Source organism: Streptomyces sp. 3-6 (genome assembly GCF_056323165.1).
Genome location: NZ_JBWHZP010000002.1, coordinates 418,975 through 442,855 on the forward strand (window position 1 = coordinate 418,975; position 23,881 = coordinate 442,855).

Annotated in this window: 15 protein-coding genes and 2 pseudogenes; 11 read left to right on the forward strand and 6 right to left on the reverse strand. The window is 70.9% G+C overall.

Annotated elements, in window-relative coordinates:
* Window positions 1–8: 8 nt before the first annotated feature.
* From narI to AC02VZ_RS06025, 4 genes are read right to left on the reverse strand one after another with little or no spacing between them, the layout of a single operon-like run.
* Window positions 9–791, reverse strand: coding sequence for a respiratory nitrate reductase subunit gamma (gene narI / locus AC02VZ_RS06010; RefSeq protein WP_476474724.1), 783 nt, complete (start codon window positions 789–791; stop codon window positions 9–11).
* Window positions 788–1,579, reverse strand: coding sequence for a nitrate reductase molybdenum cofactor assembly chaperone (gene narJ, locus AC02VZ_RS06015; RefSeq protein WP_432058320.1), 792 nt, complete (start codon window positions 1,577–1,579; stop codon window positions 788–790). The genes narI and narJ overlap by 4 nt, the downstream gene beginning before the upstream one ends.
* The gene (gene narH, locus AC02VZ_RS06020; protein ID WP_476474725.1) at window positions 1,576–3,102 is read right to left on the reverse strand and encodes a nitrate reductase subunit beta; all 1,527 of its coding nucleotides are present in this window, start codon (window positions 3,100–3,102) and stop codon (window positions 1,576–1,578) included. Before narH ends, narJ begins: the two co-directional genes overlap by 4 nt.
* Window positions 3,102–6,800, reverse strand: a complete 3,699-nt coding sequence (locus AC02VZ_RS06025) for a nitrate reductase subunit alpha (RefSeq protein WP_476474726.1) — start codon at window positions 6,798–6,800, stop codon at window positions 3,102–3,104. The genes narH and AC02VZ_RS06025 overlap by 1 nt, the downstream gene beginning before the upstream one ends.
* A 402-nt stretch (window positions 6,801–7,202) precedes the next feature.
* Between AC02VZ_RS06025 and AC02VZ_RS06030 the strand changes: the two genes are divergently transcribed.
* From AC02VZ_RS06030 to AC02VZ_RS06065, 8 genes and pseudogenes are all read left to right on the forward strand, one after another.
* Complete coding sequence (locus AC02VZ_RS06030; RefSeq protein ID WP_476474727.1) at window positions 7,203–8,036, forward strand: DUF2249 domain-containing protein; 834 nt, start codon at window positions 7,203–7,205, stop codon at window positions 8,034–8,036.
* Window positions 8,037–8,093: 57 nt separating this feature from the next.
* Window positions 8,094–8,597 carry a hypothetical protein gene (locus AC02VZ_RS06035; RefSeq protein WP_432058324.1) on the forward strand — a complete coding sequence of 168 codons (504 nt, stop codon included), beginning with the start codon at window positions 8,094–8,096 and terminating at the stop codon, window positions 8,595–8,597.
* A gap of 371 nt (window positions 8,598–8,968) precedes the next feature.
* Window positions 8,969–10,255, forward strand: coding sequence for a TIGR04053 family radical SAM/SPASM domain-containing protein (locus AC02VZ_RS06040; RefSeq protein WP_476474728.1), 1,287 nt, complete (start codon window positions 8,969–8,971; stop codon window positions 10,253–10,255).
* On the forward strand, window positions 10,252–12,897 hold the full coding sequence (locus AC02VZ_RS06045; protein WP_432058326.1) for a multicopper oxidase domain-containing protein: 2,646 nt from the start codon (window positions 10,252–10,254) through the stop codon (window positions 12,895–12,897). Before AC02VZ_RS06040 ends, AC02VZ_RS06045 begins: the two co-directional genes overlap by 4 nt.
* Window positions 12,897–13,343: a hypothetical protein gene (locus AC02VZ_RS06050; protein ID WP_432058327.1), complete on the forward strand. Its 447-nt coding sequence runs from the start codon at window positions 12,897–12,899 to the stop codon at window positions 13,341–13,343. The genes AC02VZ_RS06045 and AC02VZ_RS06050 overlap by 1 nt, the downstream gene beginning before the upstream one ends.
* 31 nt (window positions 13,344–13,374) lie before the next feature.
* Window positions 13,375–14,394: an Acg family FMN-binding oxidoreductase gene (locus AC02VZ_RS06055; protein ID WP_476474729.1), complete on the forward strand. Its 1,020-nt coding sequence runs from the start codon at window positions 13,375–13,377 to the stop codon at window positions 14,392–14,394.
* 504 nt (window positions 14,395–14,898) lie between these two features.
* Window positions 14,899–15,819, forward strand: a complete 921-nt coding sequence (locus tag AC02VZ_RS06060; RefSeq protein ID WP_476474730.1) for a universal stress protein — start codon at window positions 14,899–14,901, stop codon at window positions 15,817–15,819.
* Window positions 15,820–16,652: 833 nt separating this feature from the next.
* Window positions 16,653–16,841: pseudogene (locus AC02VZ_RS06065) on the forward strand (phosphoketolase family protein); the annotation flags it as partial.
* Window positions 16,842–17,280: 439 nt separating this feature from the next.
* Here AC02VZ_RS06065 and AC02VZ_RS06070 read toward each other — a convergent pair.
* A pseudogene (locus AC02VZ_RS06070) lies at window positions 17,281–18,138 on the reverse strand (iron-containing alcohol dehydrogenase); the annotation flags it as partial.
* A 248-nt stretch (window positions 18,139–18,386) separates the two neighbouring features.
* On the opposite strand from AC02VZ_RS06070, the gene AC02VZ_RS06075 reads away from it, so the two are divergent.
* A complete protein-coding gene (locus AC02VZ_RS06075) occupies window positions 18,387–19,391 on the forward strand; it encodes an Acg family FMN-binding oxidoreductase (RefSeq protein ID WP_476474731.1) in 1,005 nt (334 codons plus the stop codon).
* A 523-nt stretch (window positions 19,392–19,914) separates the two neighbouring features.
* Entirely contained in the window at window positions 19,915–20,907 is a 993-nt protein-coding gene (locus AC02VZ_RS06080) for an Acg family FMN-binding oxidoreductase (RefSeq protein ID WP_476474732.1), read from the forward strand.
* Window positions 20,908–21,851: 944 nt separating this feature from the next.
* Here the strand turns inward: AC02VZ_RS06080 and AC02VZ_RS06085 are convergent.
* A complete protein-coding gene (locus AC02VZ_RS06085; RefSeq protein ID WP_476474733.1) occupies window positions 21,852–22,274 on the reverse strand; it encodes a pyridoxamine 5'-phosphate oxidase family protein in 423 nt (140 codons plus the stop codon).
* Between the two features lie 360 nt (window positions 22,275–22,634).
* On the opposite strand from AC02VZ_RS06085, the gene AC02VZ_RS06090 reads away from it, so the two are divergent.
* Window positions 22,635–23,846 (forward strand): MFS transporter, encoded by a 1,212-nt coding sequence (locus AC02VZ_RS06090; protein ID WP_432058337.1) that lies wholly within the window; start codon window positions 22,635–22,637, stop codon window positions 23,844–23,846.
* Window positions 23,847–23,881: the final 35 nt, after the last annotated feature.

Here is a 23,881-nt window from a genome sequence, read left to right on the forward strand (position 1 = left end):
CCCGGGACTCATGCGGTCCGCCGGGTGTCCGACGCCGACGGGGGCCGACCCGCTGCCGTCGGTGCTGTCGTCGGTGTGGCTCGCCGCCGGTAGACCAGGTAGGGCCGGGCCAGGTAGCCGATGGGGGCGCTCCACACGTGTACCAGCCGGGTGAAGGGCCAGGCCGCGAAGAGCAGGAACGCGGTCAGGGCGTGGAGCTGGAACAGCAGCGGTGCTCCCACGATGGCCTCGGGCTGGGGCTGGAGGACGAACAGGCCCCGGAACCAGACGGACACGGTTGCGCGGTAGTCGTAGCCGGCGCCGAAGACGTTGTGGGCGGCGGTGGCGGTGATGCCGAGCAGGACGGTGGCGGACAGCAGGGGGAAGAGGAGCTTGTCACTGCGGTCCGTGCCGAGGCGGACCTGGCGGGTCAGCAGGCGGCGGGCGCACAGCATGCCCAGGCCGGTGACCATGGCGACGCCGGCGACCGATCCGGCCCAGACGGCCGTGGTGTGGTAGGCGTGCTCGGTGATGCCGACGGCCTCGGTCCACGAGTCGGGAATGGCGAGGCCGACAACGTGCCCGGCGATGACCATGAAGGCGCCAAGGTGGAACAGTGGGCTGCCCCAGCGCAGCCAGCGGTGTTCCAGGAGCTGGCTGGTGCGGGAGGTCCAGCCGAACTGGTCCTGCCGGTAGCGCCAGACATGCCCGACGGTGAACACGGCGAGGCAGATGTAAGGGAGGGCGACCCACAGGAGCAGATCGGCGCCACTCGCCGAGGATGCGGCCAAGGGGGAGAACGCGGCGTTCATCGGGGGCCTCCTGTACGGCTGGTCGGGGCGGGCGGCACACGGGTCGGCGGGGCGGGCACCGGCGGCACGAAGGTGCCCGGTGGCGCGAACTCGCCCTCGCCGTAGGCGCCGTAGGGGTCGAGGCCGACCTCCTCGTTCGGCGGTCCCTCGGCGACGAGCTGGGCCACCGCCGCGCGGTCGGCCTCGGTGGCCGGCGGCAGCAGGGTGAGCAGTGCGGCCAGGACGTGCCGATACGGCGAATCGGCGTCGGTCAGCGCCCGGTGGATCAGTTCCAGCCCACGCCGGTGCTGGCGCAGCGGCGCCTCACCGGTGCGTGGACCGGCCAGGGCGGCGAACTCCAGCACGACCGGGAGGTGGTCGGGCAGTTCGCCGCCGTCGGTGTTCCAGCCGGCGGCGCGATAACGCTGGTTGAGGGTGAGGAGGGCCATGCCGCGGCGGCGGGTGTCGCCGTGCAGGTAGTAGGTGAGGTAGAGGCTGCTCCTGCGGCGCAGGTCGAACATCTCGACGTAGTGCCGCTCCAGCGCCTCGGGATCCTGTGCGGCGAACCAATCGGTGAACAGTGCCAGGTGTTCGGCTGCGGGCGTGGCCGGCAGGGCCTGCACTACGGTTGTCAACTCCGGCCGGGAAGCGGTGAGTTCGGCGTCGGGATATTGCAGGAGCAGCGACACGAGCCGCAGTGTCAGTGCTCGGCCCGCCGTCTCCTCGGGTGTGAGGCGGGGCGGGCGGCGTACGGCTGCCCGGACGCGGGTTCGGACGAGGGCGGGAATGGCTGTGGGCAGCGGGCTCACGGACGTCCTCCGGCAGTGTTGTTGCGGCGCAGGGTGGGGATACCGAGCATGACCTTGCGGGGTTCGGCCTCGCCGGACGTTTCGACGGGGCAGCGGTTCTCCATGGCGGTCAGCGCGGCGGCGTCCTCCTTGTGCGCGGCGGGGACGACGTAGCGGTCCTCGTACTTGGCGACGGCGAGCAGCCGGTGCAGGTCCTCGGCCTCCTGCGCGGTGAGACCGACGGCCTTGACCACGGCCTCGTCGCCCTCCTCGCCGAGGGTGCGCTCACGCATGTACGAGCGCAGCGCGGTGAGCTTCATCAGCACGCCGGCGACGACGTCGGTGTCCCCGGCGCTGAACAGCTCCGCCAGGTACTCCAGCGGGATGCGCAGCCGGGTGACGGCGGCGAAGACGTGGTCCGGGTCGTCCTGGTTGCCGCCCGCCGCGTCGACCGCGTCCAGCACGGGGGAGAGCGGCGGCACGTACCAGACCATCGGCAGGGTGCGGTACTCCGGGTGCAGCGGCAGCGCCACCTTGTACTTCGACACCAGCGCGTGGACCGGGGAGCGGCGGGCCGCGTCCAGCCAGTCCTCGGGTATGCCGGACGCGCGGGCGGCCGCGATCACCTCGGTGTCGGACGGGTCCAGGAAGACGCCGCGCTGGGCGTCCAGCAGGTCCTGCTCGTCGGGGGTGGCCGCCGCCTCACCGACGCGGTCGGCGTCGTACAGCAGCAGACCGAGGTAGCGCAGCCGGCCGACACAGGTCTCGGAGCAGACGGTGGGCTGTCCGGCCTCGATGCGCGGGAAGCAGAAGGTGCACTTCTCGGCCTTGCCGGTGGCGTGGTTGACGTACACCTTCTTGTACGGGCACGCCGTCACGCACATCCGCCAGCCGCGGCACTTGTCCTGGTCGACCAGGACGATGCCGTCCTCGACCCGCTTGTACATCGCTCCCGACGGGCAGGCGGAGACACAGGCGGGGTTGAGGCAGTGCTCGCACAGCCGGGGGAGGTGGAAGAGGAAGGTCTGCTCGAACTCGAACTTGACCTTCCGCGCCCACTCGCCCGACAGGTTGGGGTCGGCGCCGGCGTTCTGGGGGGCGCCGCCGAGGCCGTCCTCCCAGTTGGCGCCCCAGGTGATCTCGGTGGGCTTGCCGGTGAGGACCGAGCGGGGCCGGGCGACGGGCATGTCCGGTCCGGCGGGTGCGCTGATGAGGTTGTCGTAGTCGTAGGTGACCGGCTCGTAGTAGTCCTCGAGGGACGGCAGGTCGGGGTTGGAGAACAGCGACAGCAGCCGCTTGACCCGGCCCCCGGAGCGCAGCACCAGCCGGCCGCGCCTGTCGAGCATCCAGCCGCCCTTCCACTGCTCCTGGTCCTCGTAGCGGCGGGGGTAGCCGACACCGGGTTTGGTCTCGACGTTGTTGAACCAGGCGTACTCGACACCGGTGCGGTTGGTCCACGTCTGCTTGCAGGTGACCGAGCAGGTGTGGCAGCCGATGCACTTGTCGAGGTTCATCACCATCGCGATCTGGGCCATGACCCTCATCAGTAATCAACCTCCTGGGAGCGGCGGCGGATGACGGTGACCTCGTCGCGCTGGTTGCCGGTCGGGCCGTAGTAGTTGAAGGCGTAGGTGAACTGCGCGTAGCCGCCGGCGAGATGGGTCGGCTTGAGCAGCAGTCTTGTCAGAGAGTTGTGCATGCCGCCGCGCTTGCCGCTGACCTCGGTCTTCGGCACGTTCACATTGCGGTCCTGGGCGTGGTACATGTACACGGTGCCCTCGGGCATCCGGTGGGTTACCACGGCCCGGCAGGCGACGACACCGTTGCGGTTGTACGCCTCGATCCACTCGTTGTCCTTGACGCCGATCTTCTCGGCGTCCTGAAGCGACATCCAGATGACCGGGCCGCCGCGGGACAGGTCGAGCATGTACTTGTTGTCCTGGTAGTTGGAGTGGATCGACCACTTCGAGTGCGGGGTCAGATAGCGGACCGTGACCTCGGCCCGCCCGTCCTCGTGCAGCCACTCGTCGCCGTAATGCCGTGGGGTGTTCAACGGCGGTCGGTAGACCGGTAGTTGCTCTCCCAGTTCGGTCATCCAGTCGTGCTGGACGAAGAAGTGCTGGCGGCCGGTGAGAGTGTGCCAGGGCTTCTTGTGCTCGGTGTTGATGACGAACGGGGAGTAGCGGCGCCCGCCGGTCTCCGAGCCCGACCACTCGTAGGAGGTCATCACCGAGCGCGGCTGGGTACGGGTGTCGGCGAAGGTGATCCGCTCCGCCTCGCGTTCGGCGGCGAGTTCCACCAGGCCCTCGCTGCCGGTCTGCCGCTCCAGCTCGCGGAAGCCCTCGGTGGCCAGCCGGCCGTTGGTGGTGCCGGACAGGGCCAGGACCGCCTCGCACATGTCGGAGGCGGTGGCCAGCGACGGCCGGCCGGCGGCGATTCCGTCCCGGACGGTGCCGTTGCGCCGGCGCAGGTCCTCGATCTCCCGGTCGGGGTGGACGGTGACGCCCTTGGTGGTGGTGCCCAGGGTGTCCAGCAGCGGACCGACGGCCCGCATCTTCTGCCCGATCACGGCGTAGTCCCGCTCGATGACGACCAGCTTCGGCATGGTCTTGCCGGGAATCGGTTCGCACTCGCCGGTCTTCCAGTCCCGCACCACCCCGCCGGGCTGGGCGAGTTCGTCGGGGGTGTCGTGCAGCAGTGGCACCGCCAGGACGTCGGTGCGTTTGCCCAGGTGGTCGGCGGCCAGCTCGCTGAATTTGTCGGCGAGGGTGAGGAAGGTGTCGTAGTCGGTACGGGCCTGCCAGGGCGGAGCGATGGCCGGGGTGAAGGCGTGCACGAAGGGGTGCAAGTCCGTGCTGGACAGGTCGTCCTTCTCGTACCAGGTCGCGGCCGGCAGGACGACGTCGGAGAGCAGACCGGTGGAGGTCATCCGGAAGTCCATGGTGATCAGCAGGTCGAGCTTGCCCTCGGGCGCCTCCTCCCGCCACACCACCTCCTTCGGCCGGGACTCCGGCGGGGTCTCCTCGGAGCGGACTGCCGCGTCCGTGCCGAGCAGGTGCCGCAGGAAGTACTCGTTGCCCTTGCCGGAGGAACCCAGCAGGTTCGCCCGCCACACGGTCAGCACGCGCGGGAAGTTGGCCGGGTCGTCGGGGTCCTCGACGGCGAACCGCAGCCGACCGGACTTCAGTTCGTCCACGATGTGCTCGGCGACCGGCCGGCCGGTCCGCGCCGCCTCGTCCGTCAGGTCGAGAGGGTTGCGGTTGAAGCCGGGGTGGCCCGGCGTCCAGCCCAGGCGGACCGCCTGCGCCAGGCAGTCGGCGAAGCCCTTGCCCTTGAACCGCCCGTCCCCGAGCGGGGAGGCCAGCTCGTCAGGGCCGAACGCCTCGTAGCGCCACTGGTCGGAGTTCAGGTACCAGTAGGAGGTGCCCGCCATGTGCCGGGTGGGCCGCTGCCAGTCGAAGGCGAAGGACAGGTGCTGCTGCCCGGTGACCGGGCGGACCTTCTCCTGGCCGACGTAGTGGGCCCAGCCGCCGCCGTTGACGCCCTGGCAGCCGGTCATGGTCGTCAGCGCCAGGAAGGCCCGGTAGATGGTGTCCGAGTGGAACCAGTGATTCGTGCCGGCCCCTAGGGCAATCATCGAGCGGCCTTGCGTCCGCTCCGCGTTGCGGGCGAACTCCCGGGCAATACGAGCGGCCTGTTCGGCCGGGACCGAGGTGATGGATTCCTGCCAGGCCGGGGTGTACGGCTGCGACGGGTCGTCGTAGGCGAGCGGCCAGTTGCCGGGCAGACCGGGCCGGGCCACCCCGTACTGCGCCAGCATCAGGTCGAACACGGTGGTGACCAGCCGCCTGCCGATTCGGCGGACCGGTACACCGCGGATCATCGTCGAGCCGCCTTCGGTGGCTCCCTCGTCGAAGCGAGGCAGCGCCACCCGCACCGTGTCTTCCGCGCTGTTGATCAGGCTCAGCTCGGGCACGGTGTCGCCCAGGTCGAGGTTCCAGCTGCCCGCGCCGGACTTCGCCCAGCGGAAGCCGAGCGAGCCGTTCGGCACGACCGGTTCACCGGTCGCCGAGTCGAGGAGGACGGTCTTGGACTCGGCGTGTTCGGTGTCGTGTCCGAGGTCGGCGGCGGTCAGGAACCCGTCCGGGACGAGACCGCGCTCGTGCTCGCGCAGCGTCACCAGGAACGGTGCGTCGGTGAACTTGCGCAGGTAGTCCTGGAAGTACGGCACTTCCCGCTCGACCAGGAACTCGCGCAGGATCACATGCCCCATGGCCATCGCCAGCGCCCCGTCGGTGCCCGGGTGCGGGGACATCCACTCGTCGGCGTGCTTGACGTTGTCGGCGTAGTCGGGGCTGACGGCGACGACCTTGGTGCCGTTGTAGCGGGTCTCGGTGAGGAAGTGTGCGTCCGGGGTGCGGGTGACCGGGATGTTGGAGCCCCACATGATGAGGTAGCCGGCGTTCCACCAGTCCGCCGCCTCCGGCACGTCCGTCTGGTCGCCGAAGACCTGCGGGGAGGCGACCGGCAGGTCCGCGTACCAGTCGTAGAACGACAGCAGGGTGCCGCCGATCAGCGAGTGGAAGCGGGCGCCGGCCGCGAAGGATGCCATCGACATCGCCGGGATGGGGGAAAAGCCCGCGACGCGATCGGGGCCGTACTGCTTGACGGTGTGGACCTGGGCGGCGGCGACCAGCTCGCTGACCTCGTCCCAGTCGGCGCGCACCAGTCCGCCCTTGCCGCGCGCCCGCTTGTAGGCGCGGGCCTTCGCCGGGTCACCGGTGATCTCCGCCCACGCCGCCACCGGGTCACCGAGCCGCTTGCGGGCCTCGCGCCACAGCTTCAGCAGCGCACCGCGCACGTAGGGGTAACGGACCCGGCTGGGCGAATACGTGTACCAGGAGAACGACGCCCCGCGCGGGCAGCCGCGCGGCTCGTACTCGGGGCAGTCGGTGCCGATCGACGGGTAGTCGGTGGCCTGGTGCTCCCAGGTGATGATGCCGTCCTTGACGTACACCATCCAGGAGCAGGAACCGGTGCAGTTGACGCCGTGGGTGGAGCGCACCACCTTGTCGTGGGACCAGCGGTCCCGGTAGAAGCCTTCCCACTTGCCGTCGTTCTCGCCGAACACGGCGCGCCCGTCGTCCGACACCTCGCTGCGCGTGAGCAACCGCCGGGTGGCCAGCGGCCAGCCTTCACCGGCTCGCGGCGCCTGACGCCGTGCGTTCTGATCGTTCTCCATGACCCGGAACGCTAGGCGGCGCGGACCTCGGTGCACCTGGGGCATGCGGTCCCTGCTGGTTGACCTTCCGGCCCCGTACGGGCAGCCGCAATAGGGCCGAATGGCGTGGCGATGAGGCCCGGTCGGCCAGGGAGCTGGTGGGGACTGGCGTTGCATGCTGGGCACTGATCGAACCGCAGATGCCCCTCTGTACGACCGCATTCCGTGCCCGCCAGGCGGCCGATTCCCCCGTCCCCGGCTGCCGTGGGTGTAGCGCGTACGGCGCGTGGCGCCCGGTTCGGTCGGCCGTCCGGCCGCCGTCCGCGGCCGGACGCAGCATCAGCCTCCTGGCGCCAACACCCCGGAATGCTCTACACCCGCACCGGTCGGCCGAGCTGACCGTCACCTGCTGGAGACACCGTCATGAGCATGCTTACCCTCGCCTCGGCTCCTGAGGACGCCACGGCCCTTGAAAGCGCCGAGGCGCATCACGCTCGCCTGGCCGGGGAGCTGGCCGGCCGGGTGCAGATGCTGCTCACCGCCGTGGACCGAGACCCGATCGCCGCGGAGAAGATCCACGCCGGGCTCGTGTCCTTCTGTGACCGCTCGCTGCTGGCGCACGCCGCCGCCGATGAGGCCGCGCTCTATCCCGCTGCTCATGGCATGCCCGAGGCCCGGCTGCTGATCGAGAGCCTCATCGGCGAACATCGCTGCCTCACCTCCCTCGTCGCCACACTGCGCTCATCGGCAGGCCCGGCGGATGCGGCGGCCGACGCCCGGGCCCTTCAGGTGCTCTTCGAAGAACACGTGGCCAAGGAGAACGGCTTCGTGCTGCCCCTGCTCGCGATGACGCCGGAGGTTTCCCTGGCCGCGCTGCTGGCGGACATGCACCACCGGCTCGCGAACGACACCGACGACAAGAACGCCCAAGAAGACCAGGACATTGAGGAAGTACAGGACATGCGAGAAGGGCAGGCCGAGGAGACCGGCGGCTGCGGCGGGGTCTGCGGTTGCGGCGGCGCGGAGGAGATAGTGGAGCCCGAACTGGATGTGCGGGAGGTTCCGCACGCCCTGCGTCACGCGACGGTCTTCGGTGCCCTGGACGCTGTCCCGGCGGGCACCGCCATGGTGCTCATCGCCCCGCACGACCCGCTGCCGCTGCTCGCGCAGATCGAGCAGCGCAGCCCGGGAGCCTTCGCCGTGGAGTACCTGGAGCGTGGCCCCGAAGCCTGGCGGCTGCGACTCAGCCACCGCTGACCCCAGCCCCCGTACAAGTCGAATCCCAAGTTCAACAAGAAAGAAGGACAACACGCCATGGACGGATCACACGCCCGGGCGGGGGCCCTGCTCGCCACGGTCGGAATAGCCCTGTGCGTGGCCGGACCGGTCATGGTGCTGCGTGGTCGCAGCGGCAGGAAGGAGATCCGCACCGAGCTGGCCGCCCAGAAGATCACCTTCCCCGAACGCGGTCTGCCCGCCGAGCTCGCCACCCACGCCGGCCGACGCGTGGAAACCGGCCCCGAGGCGCACGCCTACGCCGAGTTGATCAAGGGTAATCTCGCCCATGCCACCGGCGGCCGTACCTACGCCGAGATCAGCACCGAGTGCAACGCCACCGGCGGTGAGGACGAGAAGCTCTCCGAGCTGCGCCAGACCGCGTTCATGGGCCAGTCCCTGCGCGCCTCACTGATGTCCGCCTACCAGGCATGGCACCTCACCACCCTGGTCACGGGCCTGGGCGCCGCACTGACCGGCCTGGGTGCCGCCCTGGTGGCCACCGCGGACGCGCTGACCTTCCGCTCCCCGAACCGCTCCTGAACCTGCGGCGGCCGACAGCGACGGGTTCCTTCCGTTCTGTCCGGGCTCGCACAAGGGCGCTCCCAGCCGGGCGCGGTCACGTCGTCCGCCGTCCTCCCGTACCTATCGTCGAGGGAGGACCTTCGGCCCCGTTCGTGAAGACCATCGGCCGCCGCGCCGACCACCGCCGCCGGTGGATGCTGACGGCGACCGATCCGGAGGTATCCCGTGCACGATCCTGTCGACCACCCTCGAGGCCGACTCCGCCGCTGTCGATCGCGGCGGTGGTCGCCCCGCACGGTCCGGCCCGGCCACCGTCCGGCTGCCCGCCTCGTCTGCCCTGACTCCAGGACGGCCGGGCACAGCCCCAGGACACTGGGGAGGGCTGTGCGATGAGCGCCCCCGCACATGCCATCCGCCGGCAACGGCACGACGCGGGGGAGCGGCCGTTCATCGTCATCTGGGAGTCCACCCGGGCCTGCCCGCTGGCCTGTCTGCACTGCCGCGCCGAGGCCGTGCCCAACCGCGACCCTCGTGAGCTGGACACCGCCGCCGCGAAGGACCTGCTGCACCAGGTGGCCGGCTTCGGGCAGCCGGCCCCGCTGTTCGTGATCACCGGCGGTGACCCGTTCCAGCGGCCCGACCTGACCGAGCTCATCGCCTACGGCCGGGACATCGGGGTCCGCGTCGCGGTGTCCCCGTCCGGTACCCCGACACTCACCGCTCAGCGGCTGCGGGAGCTGCACGCGGCGGGCGCGGTCGGGCTTTCATTGAGCCTGGACGGCTCCACCGCCGACCTCCACGACACCTTCCGCGGAGTCCCAGGGGTGTTCCGCTGGACCCTGGACGCCTGGGACACGGCGCGTGCCCTCGGCATGAAGGTGCAGATCAACACCACGGTCGCCCGGCACAACCTGCACGACCTGCCCGACATCGTCCGCCTGGTCGCCGAGCACGGGGCGATGCTGTGGAGCGCCTTCTTCTTGGTACCTACCGGCCGTGGCCGCCAACTCGGCGTCCTCACCGCAGCCGAGACGGAGGACGTCCTCAACTTCGTCTACGACGTGGGTCTGACCGTGCCCGCCAAGACCACCGAGGCCCACCACTTCCGCCGCGTCGCCCTGCAACGGCGGGTCCTCGCCGGTCATGACCATGTGCAGGTGCTCGGACTCGGTCCGCTGTACCGGGAGTTGTGCGAGCAGGCCGCCGTGCTGGGCTTGGATGCCGGAGCGCGCCGGGTGCGGCGCCCTCCTCTGGACGTCAATGCGGGCCGCGGCTTCGTCTTCGTCTCGCACACCGGCACCGTGCACCCGAGCGGCTTTCTGCCGCTGGGCGCGGGCAGCGTGCGTGAGACGCCGCTGACGGAGATCTACCGCACCTCGGAGCTGTTCACCGGGCTGCGCGACGCCGACCGGCTGGGTGGCCGGTGCGGTGCGTGCGAGTTCCGCCGGGTCTGCGGCGGTTCGCGGTCCAGGGCGTACGGCGTGACCGGCGACCCGTTCGCCGAAGAACCCTGGTGCGGCTATGTCCCCGGCTCCTTCTCGCACCAACGGGAACTGGCCGCGCTTCTGGAGGGCGGCGCTGATACGGAGGGCGGGCCGACTGGCCGGCCCGTGACCACGAACGCGTCGCATCCGGACAGCGGCGCGGGTTCGAACGAGCACCAAGGAGTGGCATGACCAGCATCACCCGTGAGCCTGACGGGACCGGCGACGTGAGCGGGGCCGGCAAGTACCCGAGCAGGTTCCGGGCGTCCGGCGTGAAGGCCCGTCATCTGCGCGCTCATGTCCTGGTCGTGGGGTGGCTGGGCCTGGCCCTGACAGCGGTCGGGGCGCAGGAGGTACTGCCGGTGGCCCGCTGGCTGGCGGTGCACATGTTCCTGCTCGGTGCCGTCACCACCGCCATCCTGATCTGGAGCGAGCACTTCGCTGTCGCCCTGCTGCACGCGAAGATCCCCGACGAGCGCTGGAGCACCACCCGGCTCGCGACGGCCAACCTCGCCGTGGCCGGGCTGCTCATCGGCGTGTGGGAGGCAACTCCCGTACTGACCGCCGTATCCGCTGTGCTGCTGGTGGCCACGGCCGCCGCCCACCTGGTGGTGCTGGTCCGCCTGGGGCGTGGCGCGCTCAACGGGCGGCTGAAGACGATCGTCTCCTACTACCGGGTGGCCACGGCCGCTCTGATCGCCGGTGCCGTCCTGGGTTGGCTGCTGGCCACCGGCGGTGCCGGCGGGCCCGACCGGTACGCTGGGCTGCGCCTGGCGCACATGCACGTCACCTTGCTCGGCTGGATCGGGCTGCCCGTCCTGGGCACGTTGTTCATGCTGTGGCCGACCGTGCTGGGTGTACGGATGAAGGACCGCACCACGAAGGTGTCCCGGCGGGTGCTGTGGCTCACCGGCAGCGGACTGCTGGTGGCCGTCACCGCACTGGCACTCGGCTGGCGCTGGCCGGCCGTGGCGGGCCTCGCCCTGTATGTGGAGGGAGCGGCCCTCGCCGTCCATCTGCTCATCCGTACCGTACGCGGCAACCGTCCCGTCTCCGCGGCGGCGGCCTGGATGCTCGCCGCGGCCGTCTGCTGGCTGCTGATCGCGGTGGCGGCGGACCTGGCATGGCTGGCCGCCCGGCCGCTCGCGGCGGCACAGACCGGGATCGACGCCCTGCTCCCGGTCCTGCTCATCGGCTTCGTCGCCCAAGTGCTGTTCGGTGCGCTCACCTATCTGCTGCCGGTCGTCCTCAGCAGCGGCCCCAAGGACCGTGCCGCCGTACGGGCGCTGCTCGAACGGGGCTGGCTGCCGAGGCTCGTGGCTCTCAACACCGGCGTCGCACTGGCGGCACTTCCGCTGCCCGGCCCCGCCGCCACGACCGGCCTGCTACTGGCCGCGCTGGCCGGAGCAGCGTTCCTCGCGCTCGCGGTGCCCGTACTCCTCCGCAGCGGCCGGGGGGCGTCGCCTGACGCGGGCGTGAACAGTGCGTCACGGCGTCCCGCCCTCTGGGGGACGGCGGCGGGCATCGTTCTGACAGTGCTGGCCGTGCTCGTGGCCAACAGCGGGGGAGACCCCGGCGGCCCGGCTGTCGCCTCGGGGGCGGGAGGCGGGGCCGCCACCGCGACGCGCACCGTCGACGTCACCCTGGCCGGCATGCGCGTCCGCCCGGCCCGGATCGAGGTCACCGCGGGCACCGCGGTGCGGCTGGAGATCACCAACGCCGACGCCCAGCGCCACGACCTCAAGGTCGAGGACGGCCCCTCGACCCCGATGCTCGGCAAGGGCGACAGCCACACCCTCGACCTCGGAACCCTCACCGAGGACCGCGAGGCGTGGTGCACCCTGCCGGGCCACCGGGCGGCCGGTATGACCATGGACATCGTTGTGCAGGACACCGCGCCGGGCGGCACGACCGGGCACGCGGCCGGGCACGACGGACACACCACAGCCGCCCCCTCCGCCGGCTTGGACCTCTCCGCCGACTTCTCCCGCGGATGGCAGGCACGCGACGCCGACCTGGCGCCGGCGCCCGGCGGCACGGTTCACAGAGCCGAACTGCGTGCCGCCCACACGACGGTGGAGGTGGCCCCGGGCGTGAAGCAGCAGATGTGGACCTTCGGCGGCACCGCGCCAGGCCCCACCCTGCGTGGCAAGGTCGGTGATGTCTTCGAGGTCACCCTCGTCAACGACGATCACGGCATGGGCCACGGCATCGACTTCCACGCCGGCGCCCTCGCCCCCGACAAGCCCATGCGCACCCTCGACCCGGGCGAGCGACTGGTCTACCGTTTCCGCGCCGAGAAGGCCGGCGCCTGGCTGTACCACTGCAGCACCTCGCCGATGCTCCAGCACATCGGCAACGGCATGTACGGCGCTGTCATCATCGACCCGCCGGGCCTGAAGAAGGCCGATCACGAATACGTACTGGTCTCCTCCGAGCTCTACCTCGGCACACCCGGCAGCACCGCCCAGGTGACCAAGATGCGCCAGAACACCCCGGACGCCTGGGCGTTCAACGGCGTCGCCAACCAGTACGCCCAGCAGCCACTGAAGGTGAAGACCGGCGAACGGGCCCGCTTCTGGGTGGTCGCCGCAGGTCCCAGCGACGGCATCGCCTTCCACGTCGTCGGCACCGTCTTCGACACCGTGTACAAGGAAGGCGCCTACTTGCTGAAGCCCGGCGACCCGGGGGGTGCACAGGTGCTGGACCTGGCCCCGGCGCAGGGCGGTTTCGTCGAGACGACGTTCCCCGAGGCCGGCCACTACGCCTTCGTCGACCACGACATGCGTCACGCCGAGTCCGGCGCACACGGCATGGTGGAGGTGAGCAAGTAGTGGACACCGTCGGCTGGTGGTCCCTGGTGCGGTTCACGCACGTCGCAGGCGCCGCCCTGTGGGTCGGCGGCCAACTCGCCCTTTCCCTGGTCATCCTGCCCCTGGCCCGCCACCTGCTCGACCCGGAGGCCAAGAACCACTTCACCGCGGCAGCCGGCCGCCGGTTCGGGATGCTGACCGGAGCGGTGTTCCTGCCCGTGCAACTGGTCACCGGCTGGGCCATGGCCTGGCACAAGGGAGTCACCTGGACCTCCCTCACGGAACCCGGCTACGGCCGCACGCTGGCGACCAAACTCGCCCTGTTCGTGCTGGTGATGCTCGCCGCGGCCGGACACGGAATCGCCCACGCCAAGGGCCGCGCCGACCTGGCCCGGGCCTTGGCTGTCGTCTCCCTCGTCGGCTCACTCGGCGTTGTCCTGCTCGCCACCGCCCTGCCCGCCACCTGACCGGTGCTCAGACGAAGAAGGAGGAGGCACCATGCGCACCCGAGCCGTACTGGACGCAGCCACCGTCGAGTCCCTGCTGGCGGCCGCCGTAGCAGCACCCTCGATCCACAACACACAGCCCTGGCGCTTCCGCCTCGACCCCGGCAACCAGGTGCTGGAGGTCCATTCGGCGCCGGAGCGCACCCTGCCGCTGACCGACCCGACGCACCGCGCCCAGTACCTGTCCGTGGGCGCCGCGGTGTTCAACCTCCGGCTCGCCGCCGTCCACCTGGGCCGGCGACCGGAAGTGAGGCTTGTGCCGGATGTGCACAACCCCGGCCTGCTGGCCGCCGTACGACTGACCGATCCCCTCGGCGCGGACAACCAGCCGCCCGACCCCGGCCTCCACGAGGCCATCGTGCGACGGCACACCAGCCGGATGCCGTTCACCGGCCGCCCGGTCCCCGAGCCGGTCGTGGCGGACATGGTGACGGCCGCGCACGCTGCCGGCGCGCGCCTACACATACCGGACATCGCCGGAACGCGGCGGCTGCTTGGCCTGACCGCCGCAGCCGAAGCGCGCAATCAGGCCAACGCGGACCGCACCGCCGAAACCCGGACCTGGATCACCGCACCAGGCCCGGACGCCCCTTACGGCATTCCCGTCACCTCCCTCGGTCCGCCCGATGCGGGCAAGCGGATGCCGATGCGGGACTTCACCGGCTCCCTGCCTGCCCTCCGACTGCCCGCCCTGTGGTTCGAACGCCACGTCCAGCTGGGCCTGCTCTGGACATCCCACGACCGCCGGGATGACTGGCTGCGGGCCGGCCAGGCCCTGCAGTACGTGCTCCTCACGGCGACCGCCCACGGGCTGCGCACGTCACTCCTGCACCAGGCCATGGAATGGCCCGATCTGCGGTCCGCGACGGCCCTCCCGCAACACAAGCGGTGCCATCCGCACATGCTGATCCGATTCGGATACGGACCGGGCGGCGGCCGCACCCCGCGAGCGCCTGGGCACAGCGCTGTTCGGCCCGCGACGCCGCCCGCAGTCGATCCCGACATGAGCTGAGCACGCGGGGGTCTCCCTGCGTCGTCCGCGGAACACGGCCGAGTGCAGTCGTCCGCCGCTCACTGCAAGTGCGGCCGGTCTGCCTGCACCTCAGCAGCCGGGGCTGCGCCTGGCGGCGGGCGCCTCGATCCATACGAATGTGTCGCACGCTGCTGGTCACACAGCGGCGGACTGTCCGTGGCAGCCACTGTGTGTTCGGCCGGATCGCTGAGCACGCTGGTCGTCTGCGCCGGCGGCGGAGGAGTTCCGGCCCAAGACCGAGGCCGCTGCCCGGTTTTGCGGAACGGACCGGCGGGCTGGCCGTGATCGGTGCCCTCGAACGCCGCATACGCCATCGTTCACGGGACGTCGGGACGCTCGTACGACCTGAACTCACCATCGGATGACCGTCGGTGAACCGGCGAGCCGGACGCCGGGACCGTCGGCTTCCTGGCAAGGACCAGTGACCCCTGCTGTCACCGTCCCGCGGAACGAACACTTGAAACAGCCTGAAGGAGGTTCTCCATGATCCGCACCCTCACCGTAGGACTGGATGGCTCGCCGGCGAGCCTGGCAGCTGCCGACTGGGCCGCGTGCGAGGCGCAGCTCCGGGACCTGCCCTTGCGGCTCGTGACCGCGTGGGAGTGGCAGCCCCCCGCCTATGCGCCGGCGACCGGACTCGGTGTGCCGGTGCCTTCGAGTGGCCTCCAGCGGGCATGGGCACAGCGCCTGCTGGACGAGGCGCGGACCCACCTCGCCGAACGCCGTCCCGGGCTGCGGATCGACGCGGACGAGATCTCCGGGCTGCCCGTCCCGGCTCTGCTGACGGCCGCCGAGGACGCCGAGCTGCTGGTACTGGGGTCTCGGGGACTGGGCAAGGTGGCGGGATTTCTGCTCGGTTCCGTCTCCCTCTCCGTCCTGGCCTCGTGCGAGCGGCCTGTCGTCCTTGTCCGAGCTGCCGAGCACGGCGAGCAGGAACCGCTGCCGGAGCCCTCCGTACGCGGACTCTCCGCCGGTGCCGACGACCGCGATGTCGTCCTCGGTCTCGACCTGCACGAACCCAGCGGCGCGGTGATCGACTTCGCGTTCGACGCGGCTTCGCGGCGCGCAGCACGCCTACGGATCGTTCACGGTTGGACGCTGTCGCCCTACTACTACGGTGGCGCACTCATGCCAGACCTGAATGACGGCATGGCCACACGGATCCGGCGCGAACTGTCCGACGTGCTGCGACCGTGGCAGGAGAGGTACCCCGCCGTGGAGGTCAGCACGCAGGCCACGGTCGGTGGTGCGGGTCGTCACCTGGTCGACGCCTCCCACGACGCCGCTCTCGTGGTCGTGGGCCGACAGATCCGTCGGGCGGCAGTCGGTGCTCATATCGGGCCGGTGACCCAGGCGCTGCTGCACCATGCCGCCGCTCCGGTAGCGGTGATCCCGCACGACTGACCGGAAGAGGTGCGCAGAACAACGCACGTCCTCAGGAACACTTCGGCTCGATTGACCGGCGCGGCGGTCGGGGAGGACATGGACCCGGCCGCGCCTGCCCCCGGTCCGCCGCCCCGCATGGGAGCAGGCGGCAGAGAAGCGCTACAAGGCCGGGTGAACTGTCCGTCGCCACGATCGCGTCCCGTCCTGAGGGCGGGTTACACGGGCTGCTGCCTGGACCACCACCGGATCACCCGGCCCGGTTCGTCGGCCGGGGCCGACCTCCGCACAGCCGACGACCGTCCTGCGCGGGTCAGGGCTTCGAGGAAGGCGGTCCGGGTGCCGGTGTGGTGCGCCGGCCGGACATCCTCCAACGCCCGGCTGAGATAAAGCCACTCCGTAGCCCCGGTCGTGGGCGGGGCGAATCAGTACCAGTGCCGGAAGCACATCTGCCTCCGTCGTCGGTATGCGCGCGGGTATCGCCGGCGTTCAACGCCTCAACCCGGGCTGAGCCGTGCACATCCCCTGTTGCTCTGCTGCTGGAACTGAGCGTCATTCGGACCGCGTTGAGCCTGATCGGCGCGGTCCCCGGACGCTTCGCCCTGACGCCCGTACCACTGTGCCCGCTGGGGGACTCGCCTTGGGCGACGGTGGACTCGCGCCGGTTCCGGCGGCCCGTACGTTTGTCAGCACCGGCGCCGCGATCTGACTGATCCTCCTGCTGCTGACTCTCGGTGTGGACTTCACCGCCCGGGAGTTCACGGTCAGCCTGCGCCGTCACCGGTCCTCCGCGGTCGTGGACCTGGCCATCAACGCCATCCCTGGCGCCGTGGCCGGATGGCTGCTCGGTCGCGATGGTGGTCCGCAACGACCTGGACCGGTACCGGCTGGTCATGGACGTCATCGACCGCGTTCCCGGTCTCGCGGTGCGTGCGGAGGCCGTGCGTCAGGAGGTGGAGGACGCCCGGTTGCGCCACCACGCGTACATCCGCGAGCACAGTGGCGACCTGTCCGAGGTCGCCGACTGGTCGTGGGACGGCTGACAGAAGCCGGCGGGGCCCCGGACCGCGGACATTCGATCCGCCGTCCGGGCTCCATTGATTCCCGGCAATCAGTTCCGAGTCCTTGGTAACCGCGTCGTGGCGACGCGTCCGTAGGACCTCTTCCCCCGACGCCGCGGAATGCGGGCGAGTAACGCCCGCAGAGCGCTGTCCGACGCCCGTCAGTGGGACGAGCCGAACCGTCGGTCCAGGCGCTCGACGAAGGTTCGTCCGCCTCGCACAGGTCGTGTCGCGGGTGTCGGTGTGTCGTAAGGAGAGCCAGGACCAGGCGCTCGACGGGCAGCATGGTCCGGCAACCTGTGCGCCGGGATCCATCGGACCCGCACGTACACCGACGTCACCCGGCATGCAGAAGCCGCCGTACGGAAACCTGGCAGCTTCCGTACGGCGGCTTCTGTCGTGGCGACGACCGGCCCCGTGTTCAGCCGTGGTAGGCCGTGCGCATGATCTCCTGCATGTCGTCCAGCATCGGCATGCGGGGGTTGGCGGGCGCGCACTGGTCCTCGTAGGCGTTGAGGGCCTGCTGGGGCAGAGCGTCGAGGAAGGCGCGCTCGTCGACGCCGAGGGCCTGGAACGTCGGCTCGATGCCCACGGCGTCGCGCAGGCGCTCGACGGCCGCGGCGAGGGATTCCACGCCCTCGGCCGGCGTGGCGGCGGGCAGGCCGAGGGTGCGGGCGATGTCCTGGAAGCGTTCGGGGGCGCGGTAGTTCACGTACTTGGGCCAGCCGGTGAGCTTCGTGGGGACGGTGCCGTTGTAGCGGATGACGTGGGGGAGCAGGACCGCGTTGGTGCGGCCGTGCGCGATGTGGAAGGTGGCACCGAGGGTGTGGGACATGGCGTGGACGATGCCGAGGAAGGCGTTGCCGAAGGCCATGCCGGCGATGGTGCCGGCGTTGTGCATCTTCTCCCGGGCCTCCGCCGCGTCTCCACGGTTGTTCACCGATGCCTCGATGTTGCCGAAGATCAGGCGGATGGCGTGGAGGGCCAAGCCGTCGGTGAAGTCGTTGGCGTAGACGGAGACGTACGCCTCGATGGCGTAGGTGAGGGCGTCGAAGCCGCTGTCGGCGGCGAGTGCCGGGGGCAGGGCGGTGGTGAGGAGGGGGTCGACGATGGCCACGCTGGGGGTGAGAGCGTAGTCGGCCAGCGGGTACTTCTTGCCGGTGGCGGGGTCGGAGATGACGGCGAAGGGGGTGACCTCGGCGCCGGTTCCGGAGGTGGTGGGCACGCACACCAGGCGGGCGAGCTTTCCGAGGGTGGGGAAGCGGAAGGCGCGCTTGCGAGCTGGAAGACCTCGGCGAGGTCCTGCCGGGTTGCCGTGTGCCGGCAGGGCCACCATCACGAGCTTGCTCGGAGTCGAGCCTTCGGGCCGTCGACTGGGCGGTGTCGGCCTGGTCCGCCAGCGATCGGGACCATCGGTTTGTCAGCTCGGGCCGGTCGGCCCATGTACGTCCGGGCGTGCGGCGGTGGCAGCCTGGAGGTGCAAGGGCCCAAAGACGGGCTTGCCCAGGGGCTTGGGGGAGCCTCGGAATGGAGGACGCGGTGTCGGCGCAACCGCTCACCAGGGAGACGGTGACTGCCCTGGTCCACGACGCCACAGCTGCACCGTCTCTGCACAACGCGCAGCCGTGGCAGTTCCGCTGCTTCCTCGGCAGCCGAACCCTTCATGTGCGCTCGGATCCTCAGCGTGCCGTACCGCGCACCGACCCCCACGGCCGTGCCCTCCACCTCGGGTGCGGCGCCGCGCTGATGAACCTGCGCGTCGCGGCCGTGCACGGCGGGTGGTATCCGGGAACGCGGCTGCTGCCGGAGCCTCGGGACATCGAGCTGCTCGCCTCCGTACGGCTGGCAGTCCTCGGGAGCGGAGTGGGAGCCCTCGGCGCGCTGTATCCGGCCATTCGCACTCGGCACACGAGCCGGTACCCGTTCGAGGAGACGGAGATCCCCGATGCCGTACGGGCTGTTCTGATAGACGTTGCACGCGACGAAGGCGCCTTGCTGGCCTTCCCCACCGGATGGCACCTGCAGGAGGTGCTGGAGCTGGCCCAGGAGGCTGAGGCCCGCAACCTCACCGATCACGGCATCGGCGAAGATCTGCAGCAGTGGACCCACGGCGGTGTCCCGTTCTCGGACACAGCCGCCGCAGGAGTACCGGAATACGCGTTCGGTCCGTGCAAGCTCAGTGGGAAGGCGCCGATGCGCGACTTCTCCGGTGGCCGACCGGTGCCAGGCCGTGCCGCTGCCGAGTTCGAGCACCGACCTCACCTCGCCTTGCTGAGCACTGCCCGAGACCGCCCGGAGGACTGGTTGAGTGCCGGCCAGGCGATGGAGCGCGTTTTTCTGCTGGCCACCCTGAAGGGCCTGTCCAGTTCCTTCGTCACCCAAGCCCTGGCGTGGCCCGACCTGCGCCGGGCCCTGCGTGATCCGGCGACGGGCACCGGGTATGTGCAGATGATCCTGCGCCTCGGATACGGACCGCCAGGCCCCGCGACACCGCGTCGCCCCATGCTGGATGTACTCGACATCGAGCCCTGACCAATCACCCCTCGGCCGACATCAGGTCATGGTAAGGAGCCGTGGGACTCGGCTCACGTAGGCAGGTCCCGCCCCGGACCGCGTCGACTCGCGGCGGATGCGCCCCATCGAGGGCCAGGCTGGCGCTCCACGGGCTGTCACCTGGCGCGGGCGTCGTTCCGCCGGGGACGGGGGAGCCCTTCGCGGTGGCCGATCTCGACGCCCGCGCCTCCTCCAATGATCACTGCGGGACCCTCTGCACGAGAGGGGCGGGTGGACCCGGATGAGGGCTGTTGAGGGCCTTGCGTGGCGCGGTCGCGTCCCGGAGTGCCTCTGGTGCGGAGGCGCCGTCGGCATACGCACCTGCGGCGGCGCCCTGGGTTCCGTGAGACGCCCGGAACCCTCGGGCGGACACTGGAGTGTGGCTTGTCGGGCGCGGCCGATCGCCGTCGTGACCGTGGTGCCGGCACGGCCACGGCTTGGCTCATCGGGGTACACGTCGATGCAGACCCGCGGCGCGTCCGCGGCGAGTGAGGAGGACGCCATGGCTTCGCGACAGCCTGATGAGAAGACCGTGACGGGGCTGGTGGCCGAGGCCGCCGCGGCGCCGTCCATGCACAATGCGCAGCCATGGCGTTTCCGCTTCCTGACCAGTGAGCGTGTTCTGTTGCTGCGTGCCGATCCCGAGCGGGTCATGCCCCGGTCCGATCCCGACAACCGTGCCCTGCTCATCGGCTGTGGGGCGGCACTGTTCAATCTGCGCGTCGCCACCGCGCACGCGGGCCTTCTCCCGGAGGTCCGGCTGCTGCCCGACCCGCAGGACCCACTCATGCTCGCTGCCGTTCATCTGGCTGACGAGGTGGGGCGCCTGCGGGACGAGGAGCTGGCGCGGTTGCACCCGGCGATCCGCCGGCGGCACACCAGCCGCCATCCCTTCGCCGAGAAGGACATCCCCGAGAACGTGCGGGCCACCCTGCAGGACGCCGCCGAGCTGGAGGGGGCAGTGCTCCTCTTCCCCGGACCCTGGCACTCCGAGACCGTGCTCGACCTGATCCACGACGCCGAGAACCGGGACACCCTCAACCCGGAGACGAGCGAGGACCTGGTCCGCTGGACCCGGCTCGGGCTGGAGGCGGACACGGCCGTCGACGGCGTTCCCGAGTACGCGTTCGGGCCGCGCAAACGGGACGGCAAGGCCCCCGTGCGGGACTTCGCCGGGCGCCGGCGTGTAGCGGACCGCGGAACCACCACGTTCGAGCACAGCCCGCACCTGGCCCTGCTGAGCACCCCTGGTGACGGGCCGGCCGACTGGTTGCGTGCAGGGCAGGCGCTGGAGCGTGTCTTGCTGGAGGCGACCCTGGCCGACCTGGCCACCTCCCTGACGTCGCACGCGCTGGAGGACCGGGCGCTGCGACTGCTGACCCGCGACCCGGCGTCGGGCGCGGGCCAGGTGCAGATGGTGCTGCGCCTCGGGTACGGTCCCAGGGGCCCGGCCACGCCCCGCCGCCCGGTACGGGACATTCTGGAGATCGTGTAGTCGGACCGCCCCGGCTGCGCGGCGCTGTTCTACGCGAGCCGGTGGCCTCGTCGGGAATCGCACTCGGCCCAGGCCCGGTCCCACTGCGTCCTGCGACGCATATCCAGCCGTGCCTGGACAGCCCACCGGATGTCTGCACCAGCACGCACACGCCTGCCGCGGCGGCGCCGAAGGCGGCTCCCGGAAGTGGGCCCGGGCCGGAGCGGGCGGCGCGGGGCGAAGGCGGCGCGTCGCTGATCAGGGCAGGGCACGCGGCCGGGAGGCGGTCACGTTAGGGAAGGCCCACCGGTTCCGGACGGCTCCGGGGCGGGCAGCATGGTCAGCAGCATCCGACTTCACCGGTTCGGCAGGCACACTGCTGGCCGGGGCGGCCGGGGCCGCGTTCCTCGCCCTGGTGGCGCGCGTGCTGGTGCGCAGCGGAAGGGGTCTTCTCCGGGGCGAGGACCAGACCGACGTCGCGCGGCGGCCCGATCTGTGATGCCGATGCGGGACTTCATCGGCGCTGTCAGGTCTGCGCCTGCCCGTCCTTCGGTCGGAACGCCACGTTCAGCCGGCCTTGCTATGGACGCCCCACGACCGGCGCGAGGGCTGGCTGCGAACGGGCCAGGCTCTGCCGTACGTCGTTGCTCACGGTGAGGGCCCGCGGGCTGCACACCTCACTCCTGCACCAGGCCATGGAATGGCCCGACCTGCGGGCGGCCACCACCCTGCCGCGGCACAAGCGGTGCCGCCCCCACGTGCTGATCCGTTTCGGTTACGGCCCGGACAGCGTGCGTACGCCCCGTGCGTGCACGAACGTCGTACCTGATGCACTGGAGTCGGAGGGCGGGGTACCGGGCCGGCGGAGTGACGCCGCGCCGTCGTCCTGAAGCCACTGCCTACGCCGCTGGGCGGCCTGCCCGGGTTCGAGGTGTCAAGATCCCGCAGCAGCTACTCGCTGTGCCTCATTGCGGGCCGGGCGTTCCTCCGAGTTCGCGCCCGGTGACCATCTCGGACTCGATCCGTACGAACACCGACTCCCGCAAGGGCATCCAGGAGCTGGGGCCGGTCTGCGACAGGCGCTCGTGCTCGGCGGGGTCGGTCACTACGGTGGCCCGTCCGGTGACGACCACGCTCCAGCCGGACCGGGCTGCCGCATCGAACTCGTCCGCTTCGAAGGCGACCACGACATTGCGCACGGCGTGGACGAGATCCGAGGCCGGCGAGGTGCACAGCAGGACGGAGGTGTCCGTGTCCAGCGAGAAGTTGATAGGGAGGACCGCGGGCAGTGCCTGCCGGGTGTACACCACGCGGCCGACCGGCACCTTGGCCAGCAGGCGCAGGCACTCCTGCCGGTCGAGTGCGCGAAAGCCGTCTGTCTGGGACATCGGTCCATCGTCTCCCGTCGGCGACGGGTGGGGTAGGGCCGACCGGCCCCACCCCACAGTGCGACAGCGGCTGCACGTCGGCGGTCTCGGGTATACGGAGCCGTGAGAGGGACGGACGGGTCCGGACCCGGGGCTGTCCGGCTCTCTGCAGGGCCTGATGGCCCATGCCGCTGGTGAGCCCGGATGCGGACAGTGGTTCCGGGACGCCGCTGGGCAAGCATATGGCCTGCCGTGCGCATGCGATTCCGATGGCGCCGTACCACCATGCATACGAAAGGGACGGACAACATGGTCCAGCCGTTGAAGTCGAAGGGCGACAGCTCACCGTCAGGTGCTCCGGTATCCCGCCAAGCGTGGCTGATGCTGGCCCTGGCCACGATCGGTTTCGCCGTGAACTTCTGGGCGTGGGCACTGCTGAGCCCCCTGGGCCCACGGTTCAAGGACAGCCTCGACCTGTCGTCGTTCGAGCAGTCACTCCTGGTGGCGGTGCCCGTCGTGGTCGGCTCCCTGGGCCGGATCCCGGTGGGCGCCCTGACCGACCGGTTCGGTGGGCGGGTGATGTTCCCGATCGTGTCGGCGGTCACCATCGTGCCGGTGCTCTACCTGGGCCTGGCCGGGCACTCCTCCCTCGCCGCGTTGCTGGTAGGAGGGTTCTTCCTCGGCATCGGCGGCACCGCCTTCGCCGTCGGCGTGCCCCTCGTCAGCGCCTGGTTCCCGCCCGAGCGGCGGGGCCTGGCGATCGGCGTCTTCGGAGCCGGCATGGGCGGCACCGCGATCAGCGCCCTGACCACCGTGAAGCTCGTCGATGCGGGCAGCATGTCGACTCCGTTCCTGATCACCGCCGCGGTGCTCGCCGTCTACGCCGTGGCCGCCGCGCTGCTGCTGCGTGATGCGCCCGGACGCACTGTGCCGACCGAGCCGCTGGGACGCCGTCTGGCCGCCACCGCTCGCCTCGGCATCACCTGGCAGGCGTCCGCGCTGTATGCGGTGGCCTTCGGCGGCTACGTCGCCTTCTCGGTCTACCTGCCGACCTACCTCAAGACCGGCTACGGCCTGACCCAGGCTGACGCCGCGAACCGCATGGCCGGCTTCGTGCTGCTCGCGGTGGCCATGCGCCCGGTCGGCGGCTGGCTGTCCGACCGCCTGGGACCGGTCCGGGTGCTCGCCGGATCGCTGGCCGTGGTCGTCGCCGGAGCGGTCGTGCAGTCGTTCACCCCGGGCCTGGCTCCGGTGGGCACGATCGCCTTCCTGGCCATGGCCGCCGCGCTCGGCGCGGGCAGCGGGGCGACCTTCGCCCTGGTGGCTCTCCTGACTCCGGCGAACAAGGTCGGCTCGGTCACCGGCGTGGTCGGCGCCGCGGGCGGCCTGGGCGGCTTCCTCCCGCCGCTGGTGATGGGCTCGCTGTACGGAGCTTACGGAACGTACGCGGCCGGTCTCGTGCTGCTCGCGATCGTGGCCGCAGCGGCGCTGGCCTTCACCCTCACCGGTGTCCGCACCGCAGTCCACGGCGGCGACAGGGCTTCAGGGGCCGGCCGTGGGCATCGGCACCGCACCGAGCACACCACCGTGTGAGAACACCGGCTGAGAGCGACGGACCGAAGAAGTAA

Bases quoted from the DNA above. Each gene is read 5' to 3' on its own strand.
- AC02VZ_RS06090 (WP_432058337.1), top strand. From the start codon at position 22,635: ATGCTGGCCCTGGCCACGATCGGTTTCGCCGTGAACTTCTGGGCGTGG.
- AC02VZ_RS06075 (WP_476474731.1), top strand. From the start codon at position 18,387: ATGGAGGACGCGGTGTCGGCGCAACCGCTCACCAGGGAGACGGTGACT.
- AC02VZ_RS06030 (WP_476474727.1), top strand. From the start codon at position 7,203: ATGAGCATGCTTACCCTCGCCTCGGCTCCTGAGGACGCCACGGCCCTT.
- AC02VZ_RS06060 (WP_476474730.1), top strand. From the start codon at position 14,899: ATGATCCGCACCCTCACCGTAGGACTGGATGGCTCGCCGGCGAGCCTG.
- AC02VZ_RS06085 (WP_476474733.1), bottom strand. From the start codon at position 22,274: ATGTCCCAGACAGACGGCTTTCGCGCACTCGACCGGCAGGAGTGCCTG.
- AC02VZ_RS06025 (WP_476474726.1), bottom strand. From the start codon at position 6,800: ATGGAGAACGATCAGAACGCACGGCGTCAGGCGCCGCGAGCCGGTGAA.
- AC02VZ_RS06035 (WP_432058324.1), top strand. From the start codon at position 8,094: ATGGACGGATCACACGCCCGGGCGGGGGCCCTGCTCGCCACGGTCGGA.
- AC02VZ_RS06080 (WP_476474732.1), top strand. From the start codon at position 19,915: ATGGCTTCGCGACAGCCTGATGAGAAGACCGTGACGGGGCTGGTGGCC.
- AC02VZ_RS06040 (WP_476474728.1), top strand. From the start codon at position 8,969: ATGAGCGCCCCCGCACATGCCATCCGCCGGCAACGGCACGACGCGGGG.
- narI (WP_476474724.1), bottom strand. From the start codon at position 791: ATGAACGCCGCGTTCTCCCCCTTGGCCGCATCCTCGGCGAGTGGCGCC.
- AC02VZ_RS06055 (WP_476474729.1), top strand. From the start codon at position 13,375: ATGCGCACCCGAGCCGTACTGGACGCAGCCACCGTCGAGTCCCTGCTG.
- narH (WP_476474725.1), bottom strand. From the start codon at position 3,102: ATGAGGGTCATGGCCCAGATCGCGATGGTGATGAACCTCGACAAGTGC.
- AC02VZ_RS06045 (WP_432058326.1), top strand. From the start codon at position 10,252: ATGACCAGCATCACCCGTGAGCCTGACGGGACCGGCGACGTGAGCGGG.